The following is a 23,964-nucleotide window of genomic DNA, read 5'->3' as shown; positions in this document are numbered from 1 at the left end:
TTCGCAATGGTGCGAGGAAGGGGATCAGCCTGCCTGGCGTCGATCCGAGGATAAAGTGGCCTTGTCCGAGAGTGGGCCGGAAAGCGGGGCGGAAAGCGGTGCGGGAAAATCCTTGTTGAGCATGTTGATCGCGGCCAGCCGTCTGCGCGTGGCGGCGGCGTTTTCGGGCTTGCCGTACAGATAGCCTTGCCCCGTCATATCTCCCATGCCCTGCAACTGGTTCAGCACTTCGCTGTTCTCCACCCCTTCGGCGGTGACCGGCAACGAGAGGCCTTTGCCCAAGGAGACGATCGCCTCCACCAAGGCTTTCCCATCGCCCTCACCGGCAAGTTCGGACACGAAGCTGCGATCGATCTTCAGCCGATCGAATGGGAGGGATTGCAATTGCGACAGGCTGGAATGGCCGGTGCCGAAATCATCCAGGCTGATGTGAATGCCCTGGTTCTTCAGGCTGGTGACGATCGATCGCACCGCGCCCATGTTTTCATGCAGGCATCTTTCGGTGATCTCTATTTCCATGCGCGTGGGCGGAAAACCACTTTCCACCAGCAGGTGCAGCAGTTTTTGTGCAAACCAAGGATCGCGCAGCTGGATGGGAGAGATATTCACCGAAAGCGTGAGGCTGGGATCCCAGTCCTTCGCATCTTCCAGCGCCTGCCGGATCAGCATTTCGGACATTTCGCCGATCAGTTCGATCTCTTCGGCGATGGGGATGAAAATTTCAGGGCTGACGGTGCCGTACCGCGGGCTTTCCCAGCGCGCCAGCATCTCGAAACCCGAAAGCTTGCCCGTCGCAAGATCGATCTGCTGTTCGTAATAAGGCACGAATTCACCGGCAGGAATGCCCTGGCGAATGCCTGCTTCCAGTTCGTTGCGGAACCGCAGTTCGTCCTCCATCTGCGGTTCGAACCAGTAGTAGCGATTTCGGCCACGTTTCTTTGCGTGATACATGGCGATATCGGCGCGGTGGATCAGCGCCTCTGCATTCATATTGCCGCCACGGGCATATTGTCCGCCCGATTCTGCGATGCCGATGGAAACTGTGGCCTCCACGGACATGTGATTGGATTCAATCGGGGCAGACGTGCTGCGGATCATATTGGCGACCAGATTGTCCACCTTGTCACGCGCCGTGCTTTCAAAAGGAATGCCGCAGACGAATTCGTCTCCGCCGATGCGGGCCATCACGCCCTCCCTGGGCAGCGAATCGGCAATGCGGCGGGCTATCGTGGTCAACACACGGTCACCCAACTGGTGGCCGTTCAGATCGTTGATCTGCTTGAAGTTGTCGAGATCGATCATCATCACCGCGATCTCTCGATGAGTGCCTGCCAGTTCTGTGCGCAGCGCCTCAAGCGCGGGCGGGCCGCTGCGCCGGTTCAAGCTGCCCGTCAGCGGATCGCGTTCTGCCAGTTCACGCGCGCGCTCTTCAGCCTCGCGGCGCACCTGTACTTCTGCGTGAAGATCCTTGTAGCGACGCCAGCCGAAAATCAGCAGGGCAATGTTGAGGAGCACGGCATTGGTCAGCAGCAGATCGGGGCTCTTGCCGCCAAAGAACCAGGCTTTCACGATTTGCGGCATAAGGGAGCCGCCAGTTCCAACGAACAGGATGATAGCCGCAATGGCGATGCCAAGCGCGATCATGTCGCGCTCGGCATTGCGAATCTTCTTGTCGGCGGGCGTGGCCCTGTTGTCTGGCGCCTTTTTCAAACGCGATAGTCCCTGTCTCAGCTAGGGCGTTTATTGCGCAACATATTCAATATCGGGTTAATTGCTCCGCTGGCTGCGTATCGCTAGGACGCAGCTTCACCGCACACAGGAGAGAACATTGCTCAATCACTGGCTCATGAAATCGGAACCCTTCAAATATTCGTGGGATCAGCTGGTGGAGGATGGCGAAACCACCTGGGATGGCGTGCGAAATCATCGCGCGGCCAACAATATGAAGGCGATGAAGGTGGGAGACCCTGTGTTCTTCTACCATTCGAACAAGGGGCTGGAGATCGTCGGCATTGCCAAAGTGAGCGAGGCGGGCCTCATCGATCCCACCGATCCGGAAGGCAAATGGCCAACCGTGAAAATAAAGCCGGTGCGCCCGCTGAAGCATTTTGTGACGCTGAAAGCGATCAAGGCCGAACCAACGCTTGAAGGTATAGAATTGGTCCGCCTGTCGCGCCTGTCCGTTGCTGAAATACGGCCAGAAGAGTGGGATATTATTCTTGAGATGTCAGAAGGTTAAGCGGGAACGATTAACTGAGTCCACCCGTTGTATGGTCAAAGGGCAAGCGATGGTGCGAAGCCCGACCAGACAAAGGAGATCATCATGGGTGAATTCACCGAAAAGGTTAAGGGCAACGTCAACGAAGCCGTCGGTAACGTAAAGCAGGAATCGGGCAATCCCGAAACTCGCGCCGAAGGCCGTGCCCAGGAAAAGAAGGGCGAAGCCCAACAGTTCAAGGGCGAAATCGAAGGCAAGCTTGGCAACGACATCTGATCCGAGGATCAGCGCTTATACGAAAAAGGCCGCTCCGTTTGGGGCGGCCTTTTTCTTTGGCGTCAGTTCCTGCGAAGGGAGCTGACGGTCGCACCCGCGGCGTTGAGTTGTTCAATATCGGTAAGGCAGTGCAGCAGGCGAATGCCTTTGCGTGACATGGCCTGTTCCAGCGCGGCATCAAATTCCGCATTGTCGCGCACGGTTACGCCCCATCCGCCGAAGCTTTCCGCCATCTTGGCAAAATCAGGATTGGCCAGATGAGTAGACGCCTCACGGCCGGGATATTCCCGCTCCTGATGCATGCGGATCGTGCCGTAGGTGGAATTGTCGAAAATGATCACCAGCAGATCCAGGCCATATTGCGCTGCGGTGGCAAGCTCCTGCCCGTTCATCAGGAAATCACCATCGCCCGCCGCCGCAACCACGCAGCGTTCCGGACAGCGCAAGGCGGCGGCCACTGCGGCGGGCACGCCATATCCCATCGCCCCTGCCGTGGGGGCAAGCTGGGACGGGAAGCCAGCGTAAGGCCAGTAACGATGCCACCAGCCGGCAAAGTTTCCGGCGCCGTTACAGATAATCGCATCATTGGGCAGCAGACGTCGGCAGCTTGCCATGACGAGGGCAAGATCCAGATCGAACTTGGCTTCATCGCGCGGCGTGTTCCATTCCAGCCAATCGGCATGTGCCTGCGCACCGCAATCGAAATCGATCACGTCGCTATCGTCCCACAGGGCGGCGCTTTCGGCGAATTCCGCAGTATCGGCACAGATGGCAAGGTCTGCGCGATACACTCTGTTCAGTTCGTTCGGGTCAGGGTGGACGTGGATCATCTGCTGATCGGGATGATCGGGCGTGATGAGGCTGTAGCCATCGGTGGTCGCTTCACCCAGGCGCGCGCCCACCACCAACACTAGGTCGGCATCCCTGATTCGCGCTGTCAGCTTGGGGTTGGGCCCATAGCCCAAATTGCCTGCATAAACCTTCGATTCGGGCGGCAAGGCATCCTGTCGGCGGAACGCGGTGGCCACAGGCAGGCCGATACGTTCTGCAAACCCGGTGAAGTAATGGCGCGTACGCGCGTTCCATCCCGCGCCGCCCACGATGGCTATCGGGGCTGCGGCATCGCCGATCATCTGCATCATGGTTGCCATAACATCGGGGCAGGGCGCCTGTGCGGGGCGCACTAGGGCGGGGCGAACAGGCGCCTCGATACCTTCCTCGTGCAGCATATCTTCCGGTAGGGCGAGGACCACGGGGCCGGGACGGCCCGATATGGCGGTGGACCATGCGCGCGCGATATATTCCGGAATGCGGCTGGCATCGTCTATGCGGGCAGACCATTTGGCGATCGGTGCAAAAAAGGCGGGAAAGTCTATTTCCTGAAACCCCTCCCGGTCGCGCATGGCACGATCGACATCGCCGATGAACAGGATCATCGGCTGGCTGTCCTGCATGGCCACATGCACACCGATGCTGGCGTTGGTGGCACCGGGGCCGCGGGTGACGAAGGCGATGCCGGGCTGCATTGTGCTTGCGGCGCTCATCGCGCCATCGGCGCAGGCCATGAAGGCAACGCCGCCTTCCTGTCTGCAGGTAATGGTTTGGATCGCGTCACAATCGGAAAGCGCATCCAGAACCGGAAGGAAACTCTCGCCCGGAACTGTGAAGGCGCGGCTGGCGCCCTGTTCGACAAGGCAATCGACAAGCAGGCGTGCAGCGGTCTTGGTCATAGCTGCTGCGGTAGCCCCCGGCCGTTTGCGCCGCAACCAGTTGCCGAAGTTACCAACCGTCCCGTGCAGGCACATGTCCACAGGGTGGGGAGCCAAATAGTTACCATATCGTTAAGACGGCATCATGAGACGCTCCCTTGTTCTAACGACCGAGTCGGCCCGCCACCCTTTCCGGGCCTCCCTGCCGCCACATGCACTGGCGCGCGCCAATGAGGTTGAACCGATGGCGCCATGGCGCAAACGGATTGCGCTGGGCCTTTCCCGGCATGATCTGGAGAGCGTCGCGGCAACCTATGCGGCGGGCTTTATCGCCACCATCACCTTTTTCGCCTGATCACATAGTGGCGGCGGGCTCGCTCGCCATCAATGCCGCGTCCTTTTCTGCCTTGTAAAGGCGCGCGCCCAGCCACACCGATACAAGGCACATGCCGGCACTCAGCAGAACCTGCTCTGCCAATGGCACGCCCACCGCGCTGAGGCCCAGCGCCAGCAGCGACCCGAACACCATCGCGCCAGAATTCACGATATTGTTCGCCGCCACCGCGCGGCTGGCCTGCGAAGGCGCAACCTTGGTGGTGAGAAAGGCGTAGAGCGGCACCACGAACATGCCGCCGAAAATTGCGATCAGCAGCAGGCTGCCCAGCACGGCCCATGCCATGGGGTAGGACAGGAACGTGGCGACATCCATCAGCTGCGTATCGCGGAGGCCCGCGTTCCACGCCTTGCACACGAAATAGAATATCGCGACCATCACGGCCATCAACAGAACCGAGATCGGCGAATAGCGCGCAGAAACCACGCCCTTCAGCAGCAGGTTTACCGCCACCGAACCCAGCGCCACGCCAATGGAAAAGAACACCAGGAACAGGCTGGCCACCGTGGGGTCTGCCAGCAGAACGTTCTTTGCCAACGGCGGAAACTGGATGAACAGCACGCTGCCGATGGTCCAGAAAAAGCTGATGGCCAGGATGGCGTAAAACACCTCCCGATTGGCGGTGCATTCGCGGATCATCTTCCACGATGAAGTGAACGGGTTGTAGTCGATCTTCTCCGGCTCCCCCGTAGGCGGGGCGGGGGGCACCTGGCGGCTGGTGAAATAGCCGATGACGGCAAAACCCATGATGGCGATCGCCGCGATCTCCACGTGGTCGGCCAAGAAGCCTGCCAGGATCGTGCCTGTCATGATGGCGATATAGGTGCCTGCCTCCACAAGCCCGGTGCCAGCAAGCACCTCTTCCTTTTTCAGATGCTGTGGCAGGATTGCGTATTTGATGGGGCCAAAGAAGGTGGAATGCACGCCCATGGCAAACAGTGCCAGCATCAGCAGCGGGATAGCCACCGCCTCCACCGCTATGCCTTCCCAGGTGAGATACAGGCCGAATGCACCCACGGCCATGATGCCGATTTCCGCGGCCTTCACCTTGCGAATGATTGCGGCCTTGTCGCGCAAATCTGCCAATTGGCCGGCAATGGCGGAAAGCAGGAAGAACGGCAGGATGAACACGGCCGATGCCACGCCGGAGAACACCGTCTCGCTATCGGCGGAGTTATATACGCTGTAGACGACGAACAGCACCATCGTCGTCTTGTAGAGATTATCGTTGAAAGCATTCAGCAGCTGGGTGCAGAACAGCGGGACGAACCGGCGTTGCTTGAGCAGGTGGGTGGAGGTGAACATAAGGCCTTCGTGCGGCGCCGATCGGGCTGGTGGGCAGGGGCTTAACCACTTTTCCGTCGAATAGCAGCACCAAGCCTACTTTTTCCTGAAGCGAATAGCGGCTAGGGGCAGTTCCACCATGTGGACCTTGCCCAATATCCTCACCCTTAGCCGCATCTGCGCCTTGCCGCTGCTTGGCTTCCTGCTGTGGTGGCCGGGGTGGGAGCTTGGCTTCCTGCTCGCCTTCGCGCTCTACACCGCGATGGGCATTACCGACTATTTCGATGGCATGCTGGCAAGATCCAGCGGCGCGGTCAGCAAGCTGGGCATCTTTCTTGATCCCATTGCGGACAAGATCATGGTGGCCACCGTCATCCTGGTGCTGGCGGCACAGGGCATATTGCGCGGCCCCTATGTGGGCGATGCGCACGTGATTGCAGGCCTCATCATCCTGATCCGCGAGATCGCCGTATCGGGCTTGCGGGAATTTCTTGGCGGATTGCAGGTCAGCATGCCGGTGAGCAAGCTGGCGAAATGGAAGACGACATTTCAGCTGATCGCATTGGGATCACTGATACTGGGGCAGGGCCTGCCGGGCTGGACTGTGGATGTGGGCGCAATCGATGCCAACGTGCCGCACACCGTGGGCCTTATCACCCTGTGGGGCGCTGCTATCCTGACGGTCATTACCGGCTGGGATTACCTGCGCGTTGGCCTGAAACACATGGACTGAAGGCAGGGCAGGCTCTTAACTGTCGTCCGTCTCTGAGCCGCTCTTAACCTCGCTCGCAGCCGCAAGTGCCTCGTGAAAGGCGATGACTGCGCGCGTTACCGATTGCATCATGTCCATACGCTGGATCGTCGGGCGCTCCGTCACGCCGATCATCACGGCCACGGCATAGGCAGACGAGTCCGGCGCAAATAGCACGCCAACGTCGTTATATCCTGATTGCTGGCCGTTCCAGAATTGCCCCGTGCCCGTCTTGTGCGAAATGACCCAGCCATCGGCGCGGCCGCCCTTCAGGCGACGCGGGCCGCTGCTGGTGTTGGACATGATGGTGAGGAATTCTTCGGCCCTCTTTTCAGACAGGACCTCGCCGCGCTCTATCCTGGCCAGCGCGCGCGCGATGCCGATAGGGGTGGCACCGTCCACCGGATCGGCCAGATAGTTTTCAAACGCGAGCCTGCGCTTTGCATCGGGCACCTTGTCCCGCGCATCGAAGAAGTTGTTTTCGTATGAATAGCTGTCTCGCCATTCCAGCCCGGCGATGGCACTTTGCATCGGCTTTTCGCCCGGTCCGAAGCGAATGCCCTCCAGCCCGTTGCGGGCCAGCATTGCGCGCACGGCGGCGGGGCCGCCAACGCGTTGCAGGATGGCGTTATTCGCCGTGTTGTCACTTTTCTGGATCGCGCGCTCGATCAGTTCGCCGATGGTTGTTTCCACAGCGCCCATTCGCAAGATCTCCTTGCGGATCGGCTGGTGAAACAAGGTCAGATCTTCGCGGCTGACGCGGATCGGACTGTCCAGATCAAGCTGACCCTTCTCGGCCATTTCGAGTGCTGTCAGCGTGACCCATGTCTTGCTGACGCTTTGCTGCGGCAGAAGGGCATTCTGATTGAACCCGGTGCTCCAGCCGGTATCCACATCCACCACGGCAATACCCAAGGAACCGCCAAATTCCTGCCCGATGCGATCAAACGTGGCAGACAACGCATCGCGCGCCTCCACCACTTGCGGATCGGGTGTTGGCGTTGGGGTGGGGGTGGGCGTTGCGGCCACCGCGGTTTTCACCTTCGCCTCGCGAATCTCGTCACCCCATTCCACGCCATAGGGCGGCTGCGGGTCATCGGCAGTGCCGCATGCGGTAAGGAGGATGGTGGAGGATAATAGCGCGGCTGTGGTTCTGATCATGCTCATGCAACGATTCAGCACGCCGATATTTCCGCCGGTTTGCGCAGTCTTTTTGGGAACTTGCGCACAGGATCAGCCAGCGCGCAACTCCTCTGCCAGCAGGCGAAACTCATCGCTACGCGGACTGTTGGCGCGCCACACCAGCGCAATTTCGCGGCTGGTGTGCGAACCTTTGAGGGGGCGCGCGACGACGTCCGTCTCGTGCAGGATGCCCGCATCGATGGCCATCTTGGGAAGCATCGTAAGTCCCAGACCATTGTCCACCATCTGCACCAGCGTGTGCAGGCTGGTGCCGATCATCGTGGCACTGGCGCGCAGTTCCGGGCGGTTGCAGGCGGCCAGCGCGTGCTCTTTCAGGCAATGCCCGTCTTCCAGCATCAGCAGCCGACCTTCGTCGATCATGGCAGGCGCGATTTCTGCCGGGGGATCGCGGGGATCGTTCTTAGGGAAGGCGACGAACAATTCGTCTTCGCAGATCTTCGCGCTGTCCACCTCGCCAGTGGCATAGGGCAGGGCCAGCAGCACGCAATCGGCACGCCCATGGTGCAGCGATTCCAGTGCTTGGTCGCTTGTCTCCTCACGCAGGAACAGCTTCAACTGCGGGCGTTCCTGGCGCAGCCGTGGCAGTATGCGCGGCAGCAGGAATGGGGCGATCGTGGGGATCACGCTCATGCGCAATTCGCCCGACAGAGGCTTTCCGGCGGCCTGCACGATCTCTGCCAGCTCTTCTGTCTCTCGCAGCACGCGGTGCGCCTTGGCCACCACCGCATTGCCCAGCGGGGTGAACCGCACGACACGGCGGCTACGCTCCACCAGCGTTACGCCCAGCAGCGATTCCAGCTCGCGAATACCGGCAGACAGGGTGGACTGCGAAACGAAGCTCGCCTCCGCCGCGCGGCCGAAATGCTGCTGCTCGTGCAGCGCGACGAGATATTGCAGCTGCTTGATCGTGGGGAGGTAAGTGCTCACTCGGCGGCTGTATCTGCGCTGGTTTCTGTTTGCTCAGCATCGCCAGTCGCGGCCGATGCTGGCACATCATCGATATGGGTCATCTTCAGGCGACCCTTCTCGACAGCGAAGGCCAGCTTGCCCTCCACCAGATCCAGCGCATCCTTGCCGAATACCTCGTAGCGCCAGCCTTCAAGGATGGGCAGATTGCGCAGACCAGCGGCCAGTGCTTCCATCTCGTCAGACCGGGTGAGCAGGCGCGATGCCACGTCAATTTCGCGAGAGCGGATTTTCAGCAGCAGCTTCAAAAGGTCGGCAACCAATGCGCCTTCCTTGCCCAGCGGAGCACCGCGCTTGGCCTTTTCCGGCATCTCGCTCTTGTCCATCGGTTCGGCAGTTTCGAGGACGCGCATCAGGCGCTTGCCGATGTCATTCTCTTTCCAGGCGTTGGAAAGGCCGCGGACCTTGGCAAGGTCTGCCTGCTTCTTCGGCGGATGGCTGGCGAGATCGGCCAGCGTTTCGTCGCGGATAATGCGGCCGCGCGGAATATCCTTGTCCTGCGCCTCTTTCTCGCGCCACGCGGCAAGGGCTTTCAGACGGCCCAGCACAGCGGGATTGCGACCGGGAGAGCGGATGCGTTTCCACGCAACGTCCAGATCATTGGCGTAATTGGACGGATCGGCCAGCTTTTCCATCTCCGCATTCAGCCAGTGGCCGCGATCCGTTTTTACCAGGCGGTTCAGGATCTTGGGGAAAATCTTGGCGAGGTATGTCACATCGCCGATGGCGTATTCGATCTGCCGTTCGGTCAGCGGGCGGCGGCTCCAGTCGGTGAAGCGGGCGCCCTTGTCGATCGTCTTGTTCAACCAGCTTTCAACAAGGTTGGCATAGCCGATCTGTTCGGACTGGCTGATCGCCATCATCGCAATCTGCGTGTCGAAGATGGGGTGGGGCGTCTTGCCGGTGAGGTTGTAGATGATTTCCACGTCCTGCCCGCCAGCGTGGAAGATCTTCAGCACGTCCTCATTATCGCACATCAGGTCCAGCAACGGGGTCATGTCCATGCCCTTGGCCAGCGGATCGATGGCGGCGGCCTCTTCCTCGTTGCCGATCTGGATCAGGCATAGCAGCGGGTAATAGGTGTTTTCGCGCATGAATTCGGTGTCGACGCACACGAAATCGTGTTTTGCCAGCCTCTCGCAAAGTTCGGCCAGCTCTTCGGTCTTGGTAATCAGGGGATGGATTTGCATTCGTCTTCTTTTCTGTCTGGGCGGTTCACCGCCCTGCGGCGTTGCCGGATTGCCCGTGCAAGGTGGTGTCACCTTGACAAAAGGCCCTGCTTCGCCTGTTAGCGCGCGCATACAAAGTGGCGTATGTCAGCGCATCGTCCGCGCGCCTTTAGCGCCATAACCTGCCAAATGAAAAGAGTCCCCATGCACGCCTATCGTACCCACAACTGCGCACAGCTGACGAAAGAAAATGTCGGCGATACCGTTCGCCTGTCCGGCTGGATCCACCGCAAGCGCGATCATGGCGGCGTTTTGTTCGTCGATCTGCGCGATCATTACGGCATCACGCAGGTGGTGGCAGACGAGGATTCGCCCGCCCTGCAACTGCTGGATTCGCTGAAGCTGGAAAGCGTCATCACCATCGATGGCGAGGTGAAGGCCCGCGATGCGGAGGCGGTGAACAAGAACCTGCCGACTGGTGAGATCGAGGTGTTTGCCCGCTCTGTCACCGTGCAGAGCCACGCCAACGAATTGCCGCTGATCGTGAATTCGGGCGAAGATTATCCCGAAGATACGCGCCTGAAATATCGCTTTATCGACCTTCGCCGGGAGCGGGTGCACAACAATATCATGCTGCGCAACCAGGTGATTACCTCGCTGCGCCGCCGCATGACGGACCAGGGCTTCTCTGAATTCCAGACGCCGATCCTTGGCGCATCCAGCCCGGAAGGCGCGCGCGATTATCTGGTGCCCAGCCGCCTGCATCCGGGCCGCTTCTACGCGCTGCCGCAGGCGCCGCAGATGTTCAAGCAGCTGCTGATGGTGGCTGGCTTCGATCGGTATTTCCAGATTGCGCCGTGCTTCCGCGACGAAGACCTTCGCGCTGATCGCTCACCCGAATTCTACCAGCTCGATTTCGAAATGAGCTTTGTGACGCAGGAAGACGTGTTCCAGGCGATCGAGCCCGTGCTGGCCGGTGTGTTCGAAGAATTCTCCGGCGGCAAGAGCGTGACGCCAGCGGGCGAATTTCCGCGCATTCCCTATGCCGAATCGATGCTGAAATACGGCACGGACAAGCCCGACCTGCGCAACCCAATCATCATCTCTGATGTCAGCCATCACTTCGAAAAGTCGGGCTTCGGCATCTTTGAAAAGATCGTGGGCGGCGGCGGCGTGGTGCGGGCTATCCCTGCGCCAAACACCAATGAAAAAAGCCGTAAGTTCTTCGACGAGATGAACGACTGGGCGCGCAAGGAAGGCTTCTCCGGCCTTGGCTATGTTACTCGCAAGGGCGGCGAATTTGGCGGCCCCATCGCCAAGAACCACGGCCCGGAAGAAATGGCCAAGCTGTATGACGAGCTTGGCCTCGGCGAGAATGACGGCCTGTTCTTTGCCGCCGGCAAGGAAAAAGACGCGGTAAAGCTGGCCGGTGCTGCCCGCACACGCACGGGTGAGAAGCTGGAGATCATAGAGCAGGGCTGCTTCAAGTTCTGCTGGATCGTGGATTTCCCCATGTTCGAATATGATGAGGAGCTGAAAAAGGTCGATTTCAGCCACAACCCGTTCTCCATGCCGCAGGGCGAGATGGAGGCGCTGGAAACGCAGGACCCGCTGGATATCAAGGCGTGGCAGTATGACATCGTCTGCAACGGTTACGAGCTTTCCAGTGGCGCGATCCGTAACCATCGCCCGGATATCATGTACAAGGCGTTCGAGATTGCCGGATACTCGCAGGAAGAGGTGGACGCCAACTTCTCCGGCATGATCGAGGCATTCAAGCTGGGCGCACCGCCGCATGGTGGCTCGGCACCGGGGATTGACCGGATCGTGATGCTGCTGGCGGATGAGCCGAATATTCGCGAAGTGATCGCCTTCCCGCTCAACCAGCGCGCGCAGGACCTGATGATGGGAGCACCATCGGCCGTTAGCGCGCGGCAGTTGCGCGATGTCCACATTCGTCTGTCGGGTGAAGCCGTGGAGGCCAGCAAGGCTGCCTCTGCTGCGGAGAAAACCGATATGAATAGCAATGCAGCCAACAACGACGTGACGCCGAAAGACAGCTGATCGCATGAGAAAGGGCGCGATTCCCGATTGGAAATCGCGCCCTACTCAAGGTTGTTATGTCAGTCCGGCTTAGTCGAACTGTTTGTCAATCATATCGCCAAAGCGCTCGCCTTCGCTGATCTCGGCATAGCACTGCTGGATCACGGCGCGTGACTGCGGATCGAGATCGTCGTCTTCCAGCGCGCTTTCGAATTTACCCTTCAGGTAATCTTCACCTTCTTCAACGCGCTCTGCGGCGGCTTCGTCACCGTTTTCAAAGGCGTCGGCGATGCTCATCCAGGTGCGATGCGCTGCACCGGTGACGGTGCCCTTGGTGATAAGCTCACCACCCTGGCGCGAGATTTCAGCATTCAACTTGCCGACGGTCTGTTCGCGCTGTTCAAGGCGACGGTTCAGAGCCTGTTTGAGCTGAGGGCTGTTGGCCTTTTCTGCAGCCTTGCGATAGCCCTCGACCGAATCGAAAGCGGTGTCGGTAAGGGTCTTGAGCACGGAATTGGCAGACATAAAAAATCTCCTTTGATCAGTTTCTTACCTAACCAACGGAGCAGGCGGCGATAGGTTCACGCGGTTGTCGTACAAAAGAAACACGTCGTCGCTTTGTGAAGGGCGCAAGGCACTATCCGCTCAACCTTGATTGGCATTCCAAGCGCCCATCGAACCCAGATATACATCAACATTGGCAAACCCCTTGCTGGACAGCCAGCTGGCGGCAACGGTGGCGCGCATGCCGCTGGCGCACATCAGCGTATAGGAAGCCAGCGGATCGAGATCCTGCCATTTCTCGTTCAGATGACCGGCATAGATGTGGGTCGAGCCATCGATCTTCGCTTGTTCCCGTTCATCTGCGGCGCGCACGTCGATCAGGGTCCAGCCATTGTCTGCGGCTTCGATCCTGCGCTTTACCTCTTGCGTCTTGATCATCGGAACCTGTCCAAGATCACGGCCCTGTGCGGCTGCGGGGATCACTCCGGTGTAAGCACCAACGATATTGTCGAGCCCGATACGAGCGAGATGGGTCTTCGCGGTTTCGAGCGCGTCCTCGTCTGCCGCCACCAACGCCACGCTTTCCCCTTCGCCGACGAACCACCCGGCAAAGGCGGGGATCATTGACACAGGGATGCAATAGCTGCCCAGCAGATGTGCTGCGCACCACGCGCCGGGTTCGCGCACGTCGATAAGGTGATCTGCGCCGCAATCTTCAAGCTGTTTCAGGCTCAGCATGCGCGGGCGCATCACCCTCGGTGGGGCATTACCGCCCTCGACATTCAGCCGTTCCATCAGGCGGAAATAGGGCGGCTGCTAATGCACTTCGGCCAGCTTGGCCTCGATAAACTCGTCCCGGCTCTTGATCTGGAGGCGCGGATTGTTTCGCCGTTCATGGCCAATCGTGGAAAACTCCCGCTCCGCCATGCCGGATCCGCAAACGGAGCCTGCGCCATGCGCGGGATAAAGCAGCGTCTGATCGCCCAGCTCCAGGAGCTTTTGCAGGCTATCATAAAGGGCGCCGGCCACCTCACGCGCGCGGTCGGGATAGAAATCCGTCCGGCCCACATCGCCAACGAACAGGGCATCGCCTGTGAACACGCCCACCGGTCCATCGGGATAGGCGGTGTCATGCAGCACGAAGGAAAGGCTGTCGTCCGTGTGGCCGGGTGTTTCCAGCACCTCGATCTTCAACTGGCCGATCTCTACCGTGTCGCCTTCGCGTGCGGTTTTGGCGAAGGCCACATCGCCGCCGGCGTTTGGCCCGTGGAGAACCGTTGCGCCCGTCCATTCGGCGAGGACGGGAGAGCCCGACACCAGATCCTCGTTCCGATGGGTCTCCAGAATATGGGTAATCGTCAGCCCTTCGGCGCGCGCTTTTTCGACGTAGATCTCGCAATCGCGCCGCGGATCGATCACGGCAGCCTTGCCGCCGGAGCCCACGATGTAGGACAGGTGCGAGAGGCCGGGCGTCTTTATCTTTTCCAGTATCATACGGGCTAAATGGACGAGGGCGGGTGGCGGTTTCCGCGCGCCGCCGGAAAATACCTGCCGCACGGGAGATTTCCGGCACTTGCTTTGCTAGCCAGCGTTCATTAGGGCGAATGCATTATTCAAAACCCTAAGTGAGAGAGCATACATGAGCGATATCGCTGCACGCGTTAAAAAGATCGTTGTCGAGCATCTCGGCGTTGAAGAAGAGAAGGTGACTCCGGAAGCCAGCTTCATCGACGACCTGGGCGCCGACAGCCTCGACATCGTCGAGCTGGTCATGGCGTTCGAAGAAGAGTTCGGCGTGGAAATCCCGGACGATGCTGCCGAAAAGATCAACACGGTCGGCGACGCTAACAAGTACATTGAAGAGCACGTCTCTTAAACGACCACTGGCCTCGTTCGCGAATGGTCTCCCCGGACGCGGACGGGGTTGGAAGGCTCGGCCGTTGAGGCTGGGCCTTTCTTGATTGGAGAAGATTTATGCGGCGTGTCGTCGTTACGGGACTGGGCCTTGTCACCCCCTTGGGAGCCGATGTCGAAACGGTCTGGAAAAACCTTATCGCGGGCGAAAGCGGAATCGGCACGATCACCCGCTTCGATACCGAGGGGCAGAAATGTCTGATCGCGGGCGAGGTAAAGCCCGCCGATCATGAATGGGGTTTCGATCCGAACAAGCGCGTGGACAGCAAGATCCAGCGCCAGGTCGATCCGTTCATCGTCTATGGCATCGACGCCGCTGGCCAAGCGCTGGAAGATGCCGGCCTCACCGAATTGGATGAAGAGACGAAGCTACGCGCTGGCTGCTCGATCGGTTCGGGCATTGGCGGGCTGCCGGGCATAGAGCTGGAATCGGTCAATCTGCACAAGCGCGGGCCGGGCCGGGTTTCTCCCCACTTCGTTCACGGCCGCCTGATCAATCTCATCTCCGGACAGGTATCGATTGCCTATGGCCTGATGGGTCCGAACCACGCTGTCGTTACCGCATGCTCCACCGGCGCCCACTCCATTGGTGATGCAGCGCGCATGATCAGGGATGACGATGCTGACATCATGCTGGCAGGCGGTGCGGAAAGCACAATCAACCCGCTGGGCGTTGCCGGTTTTGCGCAGGCACGCGCGCTCAATTGCAGCATGAACGACCGCCCCACCGAAGCCAGCCGCCCTTACGACAAGGACCGCGACGGTTTCGTGATGGGCGAAGGCGCAGGCGTCGTTGTGCTGGAAGAATACGAACACGCCAAGGCACGCGGCGCGAAGATCTACGCCGAAGTGGTGGGCTATGGCCTGTCCGGCGATGCCTATCACGTCACCGCGCCGCACCCTGAAGGCAAGGGCGCGGAAAACGCGATGCGCATGGCCATTCGAAAATCCGGGCTCGACGCATCGGATATCGATTATGTCAACGCGCACGGCACATCCACCATGGCGGACACCATCGAGCTGGCAGCGGTGAAGCGCGTGCTGGGCGATGATCTTGGCGGTGCTTCGATGAGCAGCACCAAATCGGCCATCGGTCACCTTCTGGGCGGCGCAGGCGCGGTGGAGAGCATTTTCTGCATCCTCGCCATGCGCGATCAGATCGTGCCTCCCACGCTCAACCTGCATAACCCCGATGAGGGGACAGAGGACGTTGACTTGGTGCCGCTGACCGCGAAAAAGCGGGAAGTGAACGCAGTGCTCAACAACAGCTTTGGCTTTGGTGGCACCAATGCCTCGCTGGTGATGAAGCGCGTCGAGGACTGACATGAAAAAACTGCTCGCGGTCGTGGTGGCGCTGGGAATCCTGGCGGTGGCGGCCGTGGGTGGCTGGTTTGCGCTGGGTTGGTACGGCGGATCGCAGGTGGACGAGGAGACGGCTTTCATCGTCCCCTCCGGCGCTTCGCTAACCTCCGTTGCGGCCAAGCTGGAGGAGGAGGGGCACATCGCCTCTGCCGACGGCTTCCTGCTGCGCGCAAAGGTGCTGGGCAGCGGCGATCCCATCAAGGCAGGTGAGTTCTTGCTGGCTGAGGGCATCAGCAATGCCGGCATTCTGGATCACCTTCAGCACGGAGACGTAATCCGCCGGTTCGTCACCATTCCCGAAGGAACGCCGTCCGCCATCGTGCATGATCTGCTGATGGCAGAAGAATTGCTGGTGGGCGACATTCCGGTGCCGGAAGAGGGCAGCGTCCTCCCCGAAAGCTATGATTTCGAACGCGGGGAGGAGCGCGTGGCCGTGCTGGCCCGGATGCAGCGCGCCATGGACGATACCATTGCCGAACTCTGGCCGCAGCGCAGCGATCGCACAGTGGCGAAGACCCCGGAAGAAGCCGTGACGCTGGCCTCTATTGTCGAAAAAGAAACCGGCGTTCCGGAAGAACGGCGCATGGTGGCGGGCCTTTATTCCAACCGCGTGCGGCAGGGCATTTTCCTGCAGGCCGATCCGACCATCATCTATCCGATCACGAAGGGTCGCCCGCTGGGCCGCCGTATCCGCCAGTCCGAAATCGCGGATATCAACGATTACAACACCTATCAGATGGCGGGGCTGCCTGCCGGTCCGATCACCAATCCGGGCCGCGCCAGTATAGAGGCCGTGCTCAATCCTGCCGAGACGGATGCGATCTTCATGGTTGCCGATGGCTCGGGCGGGCACGAGTTCAACGACACGCTGGCAGAGCATAATGAAGCCGTTGAACGGTGGTTCGCGCTGCGCCGCGAGCGGGGAGAAATGTGACAGGTGAGGGTGGACCGGCGCCGCTGATCGTCACGGCGGAAATGCCGCCGGACCTGTTCAGTTGGGCGAACCAGCTTCGCGTCGATCACTTCCCGCCTGAGCGCAATTACCTGAAGGCGCATGTCACGCTGTTCCACGCCCTGCCGCCCAGTTGCGAAGGCGAATTGCGCGATTGCCTGAAGGATCTTGCGCGCGATAACCCGCCGGTCCCGGCGCGCCTTGTCGGTATCATGAAGCTGGGGAAGGGCACGGCCCTGAAGCTGGAGAGCGAGGCGATGATCGCCATCTGGCAGGATCTGGCGGATCGCTTCCACGGCATGCTGACCCCGCAGGACGAGCACAAGCCGCGCCTGCATGTCACCGTGCAGAACAAGGTGAGCATTGAGGCTGCCAAGGCCTTGCAGGCCGATCTGGCGCCGCGCGTGGAGCCGCGCGATTTCGCTTTCACGGGGCTGCAATTGCACGCCTATCGCGGCGGCCCGTGGGAAGAATTGGGGCGTTTTGCTTTCCGCGGAAACGGGGCCAGGCGACGCTAGGTAGGCGCGAAGTGAGCGACCAATTCGTGCGGCATTAGCTGGCCGGAATCCGCGCGGTGAGAGAACGCCAAGGGCTTGCGCCGAAAGCATCAAAGAACGCGGGCGCGCAGGCGTAATCAAATTGATTCCGGTAAGTGCAAAATGGCAGGTTGACCGCATCGCAAAGCCCACCTAAATGGCGCGCCTCGCCTCCGCCCATGTGGCCGGTTGGCGATGCCGGATGGCGGAGTAGCTCAGGTGGTTAGAGCACGGGAATCATAATCCTGGTGTCGGGGGTTCGAGTCCCTCCTCCGCTACCATCCTCAAAATTTCAGTCTTGTTGAGTCGGTGCAGCCCAGCGGGCGCTCCCGCAACTCCGTCACTGATCGGGCATCAACGCGTCCTTACTGCCGCGCACGCAATTGACCAGCCATCGGCGCACCAGCTTCACCTTGGCAAGATTATGCGTATCGCGATGTGTCACGATCCAGAAGCGGCGGATGATCGATTGTTCCGGTACGATGCGCACAAGTTCCGGCTTGGTTTCCGCCATGAAGCAAGGCAGCACGCCAATGCCCACGCCTTCCGACAGCAGGCGCTGCTGCGCCACGATGCTGGGTGAGCGAATGCTGGCTGTCAGGCCGGGCTGGATCTCGTCCAGGTAATTCAGTTCCGGGGCGTAGATTAGATCGGGCACATATCCCACCAGCACGTGATGCTGCGCCAATTGGGTGGCGGATGTGGGCGTGCCGTACCGTTCCAGATAATCGCCGCTGGCAAACAGGCCTAGCCGGTAATCGGCAAGCTGCTGGCATATCACCGGCCCGCTGCGCGGCCTGGACAGCATTACAGAGATATCGGCCTCGCGCCGGGACGGGCTTAGAAAGCCACTGTTGGCAATAAGGTCTATCGTCAAATTGGGGTGGGCATTGCTGAGTTGAGACAGGTGCCGCGTCAGGAACTGGCTGCCGAATCCTTCGGAAACGCTGATCCTCAAGCTGCCCGAGATGCCCTTGGATGGATCGGTCGTCTCCTCGATCCGGCGGACCGCGGCCGCCATGGATTCCGCTTTTGCCAGCAAGGCTTCCCCGGCCTCGGTAATGACCTGCCCGTTGCGGGTGCGTTCGAAGGCGATGATGCCGAGATCGTTTTCAAGCCGCTTAATCCGCCGACCTACAGTGGTGGGATCGGTGCCCATCACGCGCCCCGCGTTGGCCAGGCTGCCCGATTGGGCCACCGCGATAAAGGCCCTGAGATCGTTCCAGTCCATATGCTGCATAATTGCAGGTTATAGCTGCATTCTTTGCTGTTGTGTGTAAAAAAATCAGTTCTAACCTCTCCCCCAAACAATGGAGAGGCCATAGTGCGACAGATCAATCATTTCATCGCCACCGGTGTTGATGCGGGTAAGCCCGCGCGTACCCACAAAATCTGGAACCCTTCGACGGGTGAGATTCAGGCCGAAGTGGGGCTGGGCGACAGCGCCCTGCTGGATCGCGCAGTTCAGGCAGCCAAGAAGGTGCAGCCGGAATGGGCGGCCACCAATCCGCAGCGCCGCGCCCGCGTGATGTTCAAGTTCAAGGAACTGATCGAGGCGAATATGCAGAGCCTCGCTGAGCTGCTTTCGAGCGAGCATGGCAAGGTGATCGACGATGCCAAGGGCGATGTGCAGCGCGGCCTTGAAGTCATCGAATTCGCATGCAGCATTCCGCAGGCGCTGAAGGGCGAATATACGCAGGGCGCGGGCCCCGGTATCGACGTCTATTCCATGCGCCAACCGCTTGGCGTGTGCGCGGGCATCACCCCGTTCAACTTTCCTGCGATGATCCCGATGTGGATGTTCGGCATGGCCATCGCGGCGGGCAATGCCTTCATCCTGAAGCCCAGCGAGCGCGATCCCTCCGTCCCCATTCGCCTTGCCGAACTGTTCGTGGAGGCCGGCGCGCCAGAGGGACTGCTGCAGGTTATCCATGGCGACAAGGAGATGGTGGACGCCATTCTCGACCATCCCGAAATCCCCGCGATCAGCTTCGTCGGATCATCCGACATCGCGCAATATATCTATTCACGCGGCACCGCGAATGCGAAGCGCGTGCAGGCGTTTGGCGGCGCGAAGAACCACGGCATCGTGATGCCTGACGCTGATCTGGATCAGGTGGTGAACGATCTTGCCGGCGCAGCCTTCGGCTCTGCGGGCGAACGCTGCATGGCGCTGCCCGTGGTGGTGCCAGTGGGCGAGGACACGGCGGACAGGCTGCGCGAGAAGCTGATCCCGGCGATCAATGCGCTGCGCGTCGGCGTGTCCAACGATCCCGATGCTCATTACGGCCCCGTAGTGACGCCAGAGCACAAGGCACGGGTTGAGGAATGGATCACCACGGCAGAGGACGAGGGCGGCGAAATCGTGATCGACGGTCGCGGCTTCACCCTGCAAGGTCATGAGAACGGCTTCTTTGTAGGCCCGACCCTGATCGACCGCGTCACGCCGGAAATGAAAAGCTATCAGGAAGAAATCTTCGGGCCCGTGCTGCAAATCGTGCGCGCCAAGGATTTCGAGGATGCCGTGCGGCTTCCCAGCGAACACCAGTATGGCAATGGCGTGGCAATCTTCACCCGCAACGGGCACGCCGCGCGCGAATTCGCCAACCGCGTGAACGTGGGCATGGTGGGTATCAACGTGCCGATCCCCGTGCCGGTCAGCTACCACAGCTTTGGCGGATGGAAGCGTTCCGGCTTTGGCGATATTGATCAGTACGGCATGGAAGGCCTGCGGTTCTGGACGAAGAACAAGAAGGTAACCCAGCGCTGGCCCGATGGTGGTGGAGACGGCTCCAACGCCTTCGTCATCCCCACTATGGGCTAAGGCGATGGACAGCCAGTTTGCCCTCACCGAAGACCAGCTCGCCATCCAGGAGATGGCGCGGCGCTTCACTGCGGACAACATCACGCCGCACGCAGCCGAGTGGGATGAGAAGCACCACTTCCCGGTGGACGTGATAAAGCAGACCGGAGAGCTGGGCTTCGGCGCGATTTACGTGTCGGAGGCTTCGGGCGGCATTGCGCTGGGCAGGCTGGAGGCTGCGCTGATCATGGAGGCGATGGCCTATGGCTGTCCCACCACCAGCGCCTTTATTTCCATCCACAATATGGCCGCCTGGATGATCGACACTTACGGCGGTCAGGATCTGAAGGATCGCTACCTTCCCGATTTGGTCACCATGGAAAAGCTCGCCAGCTATGCGCTGACCGAGCCGGGCTCCGGCTCCGATGCGGCAGCGCTGAAGACCTCGGCAAAGCTGGACGGCGATCACTATGTGCTGAGCGGCACCAAGCAGTTCATCTCCGGCGGCGGGGTGAACGATGTCTATGTGGTGATGGTGCGCACGGGCGAGCACAAGAGCCGGGGCATCTCTGCCATCGTGGTGGACAAGGATACCCCCGGCCTCAGCTTCGGCGCGCCGGAAAAGAAGCTGGGCTGGAACGCCAGCCCGACAGCGCAGCTGATCTTCGAGGATGCGCGCGTGCCAGTGGCCAATCGCATCGGTGACGAGGGCGACGGTTTCAAGTTCGCCATGGCCGGGCTGGACGGCGGACGGCTGAACATCGGGGCCTGTTCACTTGGCGGGGCGCAGCGATGCCTGGACGAAGCGGTGGCCTACACCAAGGATCGCCAGCAGTTCGGCCAGCCTATTGCCGAGTTCCAGAACACGCAGTTCATGCTAGCCGACATGGCCACAGAGCTGGAGGCAGCGCGCGCGCTGCTGTACCTCGCCGCCGCCAAGGTAACGGGCGGCGCGCCTGACAAGAGCAAGTTCTCCGCCATGGCCAAGCGCCTTGCCACCGACAGCGGTAGCAATGTTGTAAACAACGCGCTGCAGCTGCTGGGCGGCTATGGCTATCTGAAAGACTACCCCATCGAACGCTTCTGGCGCGATCTGCGCGTGCACTCCATTCTGGAGGGCACCAACCAGGTGATGCGCATGATTATCGGGCGGGAGATGCTGCGGCCATGACGGACGATGTGCTGATTCACACACACGGTGCCGTGGGGCATTTGTCGCTTAACCGGCCCAAGGCAATTCACGCGCTGACGATCGATATGTGTCACGCGATGAGCGCGGCTCTCACTCAATGGTCAGCAGACAATGCCGTGGAAGCGGTAATCCTTGATCATGCGGAGGGGCGCGGGTTCTGCGCCGGTGGTGATATCAATCTGCTGCGCCATTCGGCACTGAACGATGGCGGCGTGTCGGGCCGAAAGTTCTTTTATGACGAGTATCGGCTGAACCACCAGATGTTCACCTATGAAAAGCCCGTGGTGGCCTTCATGGACGGCATCACCATGGGCGGCGGCGTTGGCATTGCCATGCCCGCAAAGTTCCGCATCGCTACTGAAAACACGCGTTTTGCCATGCCTGAAACGGGCATTGGCCTGTTCCCGGATGTGGGCGGTGGCTGGTATCTGGCGCGGCTTGGCAGCCGCCTTGGCCAGTTTATCGCACTTACCGGGGCGCGGCTCGATGGGGCGGAATGTGTCTGGGCCGGGATCGCGACGCATTACCTGCCGAGTGACAAGCTTGCCGAGGCAAAGGCGCGGATTATCGAAAACCCGGCGCGGGCTGGCGGCATCCTCTCCGAACTGTCCGCCACACCGCCCGAAGCGCGCATCGCAGCAAATGCGGATCGCATTGCCAGGCATTTCGCCTCCGATCGATTTGAAGATATTCTCGCCAGCCTGGAAGCGGATGAGAGCGATTGGGCGGCAAAGGAACTGGCCACGCTGAGAAGCAAGAGCCCGCAGGCGTGCAAGGTTTCTCTGCATGAACTTGCCGCGGCCGAGGGCTTCACCGATTTTGCGCAGGAAATGCGCAATGAATATCGCGCCGCGTCTCGCGTGCTCACCCGTCCGGATTTTGCCGAGGGGGTGCGCGCCGTGATCGTCGACAAATCCAATGACCCGGCCTGGAACCCGGCCACGCCAGAAGGCGTGACGGACGAAATGCTGGACGCAATTTTCGCGCCGCTGCCCGCTGATGAAGAATGGAAACCGCTATGAGCTATGACACCATCACCGTAGAAAGCCGCGACAAGGTTACGCTGGTCACCATCAATCGCCCGCAGGCGCTGAATGCGCTCAACACGCAGGTGCTGGAAGATCTGATCGCCGCATTTGCCGCTTTCGAAAAGGACGATACGCAAGGCTGCCTCGTCCTCACCGGCTCAGGCGACAAGGCATTTGCTGCCGGCGCCGATATCAAGGAGATGGCCGACAAGCCCGCTGCCGAGTTTTACAACGAGGATTTCTTTGCCCGCTGGACCAGCAACCTGGTGCGCACGACGCGCAAACCCTGGATCGCGGCGGTCAATGGTTTCGCGTTGGGAGGCGGGTGTGAAGTGGCGATGATGGCGGACTTCATCCTTGCTTCCGAAAAGGCGAAGTTCGGCCAGCCGGAGATCAAGCTGGGCGTTGCGCCGGGCATGGGCGGATCGCAGCGCCTGACGCGCGCGGTGGGCAAGGCGAAGGCCATGGAAATGTGCCTGACGGGCCGGATGATGGACGCCGAAGAGGCCGAGCGCAGCGGGCTGGTGGCCCGCGTGGTGCCGCATGACCAACTGCTGGAAGATGCGGTGAAAACCGCTGCAGCAATCGCCGCGATGCCTCCGATGGCAGCCAAGGTGAACAAGGAAATGGTCAACGCGGCTTTCGAGACATTTCTCGATCAGGGCATTTTGCACGAACGGCGCCTGTTCCAGATCCTGGCGGCAACGGAAGACAAGGCCGAAGGAATGGCCGCGTTCATCGAGAAACGCGATGGCGAATGGAAGGGACGTTAATATGAAAATCGCATTCATCGGCCTTGGCAATATGGGCGGCGGCATGGCCGCAAACCTCGTAAAGGCGGGGCATGATGTGCGCGCATTCGATCTTTCCGAAGATGCGCTGAATGCGGCCAAGGAAAGTGGCTGCACCGTTTTTGGCACCGCGAAGGAAGCGGTGGAAGGGGTGGAGGCTGTCGTCTCCATGTTGCCCAATGGCGCCATCGTGAAGTCGGTCTATTCCGATGACGTGATCGGTGGTGCGCCAGCGGGCGCGGTGCTGCTCGATTGCTCCACCATCGATGTTGCCACCGCAAGAGAGGTGATCGCGATGGCGCAGGATGCGGGTTATGACATGGTGGATGCGCCGGTATCCGGCGGGATCGCCGCGGCTGCTGGCGGCACGCTCACCTTCATGGTTGGCGGCTCGCAAACGGCATTCTCGCGTGCGCAACCTATCCTGGATGCGATGGGCAAGAACGTGATCCATGCAGGCGACGCGGGCAATGGGCAAGCCGCCAAGATCTGCAACAACATGCTGCTGGGCATTCACATGATCGGCACTTGCGAGGCATTTGCCACGGCGAAGAAGCTGGGGCTGGACCCGCAAACCTTCTATGACATTTCCAGCGTCTCATCCGGCCAGTGCTGGTCCATGACAAGCTATTGCCCGCTGCCGGGGGTAGGTCCGCAATCGCCTGCGGACAATGATTACAAGGGCGGCTTTGCCACCGGCCTGATGCTGAAGGATCTGAAGCTGGCGATGGCCGCGGCTGAGACTGCCGGTGTCGACACGCAGATGGGGCAGCGCGCCCGCGAACTGTACGAAGCCTTTGCCGAGGATCACGGCGATCTGGATTTCTCCGCGATTATCCTCGAACTTTCGAAATAGCATGAATAGCTGC

Annotated in this window: 24 protein-coding genes and 1 tRNA gene; 15 read left to right on the top strand and 10 right to left on the bottom strand. The window is 60.4% G+C overall.

Translation table 11 applies throughout. The annotated features are described in order from the left end of the window. Nucleotides 1–24: 24 nt before the first annotated feature. Nucleotides 25–1,710 (bottom strand): putative bifunctional diguanylate cyclase/phosphodiesterase, encoded by a 1,686-nt coding sequence (locus tag GRF63_RS15590; RefSeq protein WP_237392566.1) that lies wholly within the window; start codon nucleotides 1,708–1,710, stop codon nucleotides 25–27. Between the two features lie 136 nt (nucleotides 1,711–1,846). On the opposite strand from GRF63_RS15590, the gene GRF63_RS15585 reads away from it, so the two are divergent. Next, the gene (locus tag GRF63_RS15585) at nucleotides 1,847–2,239 is read left to right on the top strand and encodes an EVE domain-containing protein (protein ID WP_160487124.1); all 393 of its coding nucleotides are present in this window, start codon (nucleotides 1,847–1,849) and stop codon (nucleotides 2,237–2,239) included. 84 nt (nucleotides 2,240–2,323) lie between these two features. Further along, nucleotides 2,324–2,494: a CsbD family protein gene (locus GRF63_RS15580; RefSeq protein WP_160486997.1), complete on the top strand. Its 171-nt coding sequence runs from the start codon at nucleotides 2,324–2,326 to the stop codon at nucleotides 2,492–2,494. Nucleotides 2,495–2,556: 62 nt separating this feature from the next. Here the strand turns inward: GRF63_RS15580 and GRF63_RS15575 are convergent, their stop codons facing one another. Next, a complete protein-coding gene (locus tag GRF63_RS15575; RefSeq protein ID WP_160486996.1) occupies nucleotides 2,557–4,224 on the bottom strand; it encodes a thiamine pyrophosphate-binding protein in 1,668 nt (555 codons plus the stop codon). Between the two features lie 124 nt (nucleotides 4,225–4,348). Here GRF63_RS15575 and GRF63_RS15570 point away from each other — a divergent pair, with 124 nt between their 5' ends. Next, on the top strand, nucleotides 4,349–4,558 hold the full coding sequence (locus GRF63_RS15570) for a hypothetical protein (protein ID WP_160486995.1): 210 nt from the start codon (nucleotides 4,349–4,351) through the stop codon (nucleotides 4,556–4,558). Here the strand turns inward: GRF63_RS15570 and GRF63_RS15565 are convergent, their stop codons facing one another. Further along, the gene (locus GRF63_RS15565; protein WP_160486994.1) at nucleotides 4,559–5,902 is read right to left on the bottom strand and encodes an MFS transporter; all 1,344 of its coding nucleotides are present in this window, start codon (nucleotides 5,900–5,902) and stop codon (nucleotides 4,559–4,561) included. It abuts the gene before it with no gap. Between the two features lie 118 nt (nucleotides 5,903–6,020). Between GRF63_RS15565 and pgsA the strand changes: the two genes are divergently transcribed. Continuing rightward, on the top strand, nucleotides 6,021–6,614 hold the full coding sequence (gene pgsA / locus GRF63_RS15560) for a CDP-diacylglycerol--glycerol-3-phosphate 3-phosphatidyltransferase (RefSeq protein WP_160486993.1): 594 nt from the start codon (nucleotides 6,021–6,023) through the stop codon (nucleotides 6,612–6,614). A 15-nt stretch (nucleotides 6,615–6,629) separates the two neighbouring features. Here the strand turns inward: pgsA and GRF63_RS15555 are convergent, their stop codons facing one another. The 3 genes from GRF63_RS15555 to rnd all read right to left on the bottom strand — a co-directional run bounded on the left by GRF63_RS15555 (nucleotide 6,630) and on the right by rnd (nucleotide 9,991). After that, on the bottom strand, nucleotides 6,630–7,793 hold the full coding sequence (locus tag GRF63_RS15555; RefSeq protein ID WP_160486992.1) for a serine hydrolase: 1,164 nt from the start codon (nucleotides 7,791–7,793) through the stop codon (nucleotides 6,630–6,632). Between the two features lie 72 nt (nucleotides 7,794–7,865). Continuing rightward, nucleotides 7,866–8,762: a LysR substrate-binding domain-containing protein gene (locus tag GRF63_RS15550; RefSeq protein ID WP_160486991.1), complete on the bottom strand. Its 897-nt coding sequence runs from the start codon at nucleotides 8,760–8,762 to the stop codon at nucleotides 7,866–7,868. Next, nucleotides 8,759–9,991: a ribonuclease D gene (gene rnd, locus GRF63_RS15545; protein WP_160486990.1), complete on the bottom strand. Its 1,233-nt coding sequence runs from the start codon at nucleotides 9,989–9,991 to the stop codon at nucleotides 8,759–8,761. Before rnd ends, GRF63_RS15550 begins: the two co-directional genes overlap by 4 nt. A 183-nt stretch (nucleotides 9,992–10,174) precedes the next feature. Between rnd and aspS the strand changes: the two genes are divergently transcribed. Continuing rightward, complete coding sequence (gene aspS, locus GRF63_RS15540) at nucleotides 10,175–12,034, top strand: aspartate--tRNA ligase (protein ID WP_160487123.1); 1,860 nt, start codon at nucleotides 10,175–10,177, stop codon at nucleotides 12,032–12,034. A 69-nt stretch (nucleotides 12,035–12,103) separates the two neighbouring features. On the opposite strand, the gene GRF63_RS15535 is transcribed toward aspS, so the two are convergent. The 3 genes from GRF63_RS15535 to GRF63_RS16615 form a co-directional block, all read right to left on the bottom strand. Further along, the gene (locus GRF63_RS15535) at nucleotides 12,104–12,538 is read right to left on the bottom strand and encodes a ferritin-like domain-containing protein (RefSeq protein ID WP_160486989.1); all 435 of its coding nucleotides are present in this window, start codon (nucleotides 12,536–12,538) and stop codon (nucleotides 12,104–12,106) included. A 120-nt stretch (nucleotides 12,539–12,658) separates the two neighbouring features. Next, nucleotides 12,659–13,312 (bottom strand): rhodanese-like domain-containing protein, encoded by a 654-nt coding sequence (locus GRF63_RS16620; RefSeq protein WP_237392565.1) that lies wholly within the window; start codon nucleotides 13,310–13,312, stop codon nucleotides 12,659–12,661. Between the two features lie 21 nt (nucleotides 13,313–13,333). Further along, nucleotides 13,334–14,011: an MBL fold metallo-hydrolase gene (locus tag GRF63_RS16615; RefSeq protein ID WP_237392564.1), complete on the bottom strand. Its 678-nt coding sequence runs from the start codon at nucleotides 14,009–14,011 to the stop codon at nucleotides 13,334–13,336. A 145-nt stretch (nucleotides 14,012–14,156) separates the two neighbouring features. Between GRF63_RS16615 and GRF63_RS15525 the strand changes: the two genes are divergently transcribed. The 5 genes from GRF63_RS15525 to GRF63_RS15505 all read left to right on the top strand — a co-directional run bounded on the left by GRF63_RS15525 (nucleotide 14,157) and on the right by GRF63_RS15505 (nucleotide 17,562). Beyond that, the gene (locus tag GRF63_RS15525; protein ID WP_160486988.1) at nucleotides 14,157–14,393 is read left to right on the top strand and encodes an acyl carrier protein; all 237 of its coding nucleotides are present in this window, start codon (nucleotides 14,157–14,159) and stop codon (nucleotides 14,391–14,393) included. 98 nt (nucleotides 14,394–14,491) lie between these two features. Beyond that, nucleotides 14,492–15,754: a beta-ketoacyl-ACP synthase II gene (gene fabF, locus GRF63_RS15520; protein WP_160486987.1), complete on the top strand. Its 1,263-nt coding sequence runs from the start codon at nucleotides 14,492–14,494 to the stop codon at nucleotides 15,752–15,754. Between the two features lies 1 nt (nucleotide 15,755). After that, a complete protein-coding gene (gene mltG / locus GRF63_RS15515) occupies nucleotides 15,756–16,727 on the top strand; it encodes an endolytic transglycosylase MltG (protein ID WP_160486986.1) in 972 nt (323 codons plus the stop codon). Beyond that, nucleotides 16,724–17,263, top strand: coding sequence for a 2'-5' RNA ligase family protein (locus GRF63_RS15510; protein WP_337189697.1), 540 nt, complete (start codon nucleotides 16,724–16,726; stop codon nucleotides 17,261–17,263). The genes mltG and GRF63_RS15510 overlap by 4 nt, the downstream gene beginning before the upstream one ends. 222 nt (nucleotides 17,264–17,485) lie before the next feature. After that, nucleotides 17,486–17,562, top strand: a tRNA-Met gene (locus tag GRF63_RS15505). 59 nt (nucleotides 17,563–17,621) lie between these two features. On the opposite strand, the gene GRF63_RS15500 is transcribed toward GRF63_RS15505, so the two are convergent. Beyond that, nucleotides 17,622–18,512 (bottom strand): LysR family transcriptional regulator, encoded by an 891-nt coding sequence (locus GRF63_RS15500; protein ID WP_237392563.1) that lies wholly within the window; start codon nucleotides 18,510–18,512, stop codon nucleotides 17,622–17,624. A gap of 93 nt (nucleotides 18,513–18,605) precedes the next feature. On the opposite strand from GRF63_RS15500, the gene GRF63_RS15495 reads away from it, so the two are divergent. The 5 genes from GRF63_RS15495 to mmsB are packed head-to-tail and all read left to right on the top strand — an operon-like array spanning nucleotide 18,606 to nucleotide 23,951. Next, the gene (locus GRF63_RS15495) at nucleotides 18,606–20,105 is read left to right on the top strand and encodes a CoA-acylating methylmalonate-semialdehyde dehydrogenase (protein WP_160486984.1); all 1,500 of its coding nucleotides are present in this window, start codon (nucleotides 18,606–18,608) and stop codon (nucleotides 20,103–20,105) included. A gap of 4 nt (nucleotides 20,106–20,109) precedes the next feature. Continuing rightward, complete coding sequence (locus GRF63_RS15490; protein ID WP_160486983.1) at nucleotides 20,110–21,255, top strand: acyl-CoA dehydrogenase family protein; 1,146 nt, start codon at nucleotides 20,110–20,112, stop codon at nucleotides 21,253–21,255. Then, nucleotides 21,252–22,298, top strand: a complete 1,047-nt coding sequence (locus GRF63_RS15485) for an enoyl-CoA hydratase/isomerase family protein (protein WP_160486982.1) — start codon at nucleotides 21,252–21,254, stop codon at nucleotides 22,296–22,298. The genes GRF63_RS15490 and GRF63_RS15485 overlap by 4 nt, the downstream gene beginning before the upstream one ends. Beyond that, nucleotides 22,295–23,077, top strand: a complete 783-nt coding sequence (locus GRF63_RS15480; protein WP_160486981.1) for an enoyl-CoA hydratase-related protein — start codon at nucleotides 22,295–22,297, stop codon at nucleotides 23,075–23,077. The genes GRF63_RS15485 and GRF63_RS15480 overlap by 4 nt, the downstream gene beginning before the upstream one ends. Beyond that, complete coding sequence (gene mmsB / locus GRF63_RS15475) at nucleotides 23,055–23,951, top strand: 3-hydroxyisobutyrate dehydrogenase (RefSeq protein ID WP_474075937.1); 897 nt, start codon at nucleotides 23,055–23,057, stop codon at nucleotides 23,949–23,951. The genes GRF63_RS15480 and mmsB overlap by 23 nt, the downstream gene beginning before the upstream one ends. The last annotated feature ends 13 nt before the right edge of the window (nucleotides 23,952–23,964 follow it).

The organism is Aurantiacibacter rhizosphaerae (assembly GCF_009807005.1).
Taxonomy (GTDB): domain Bacteria; phylum Pseudomonadota; class Alphaproteobacteria; order Sphingomonadales; family Sphingomonadaceae; genus Alteraurantiacibacter; species Alteraurantiacibacter rhizosphaerae.
This window is presented reverse-complemented; position numbering and strand designations above follow the sequence as displayed.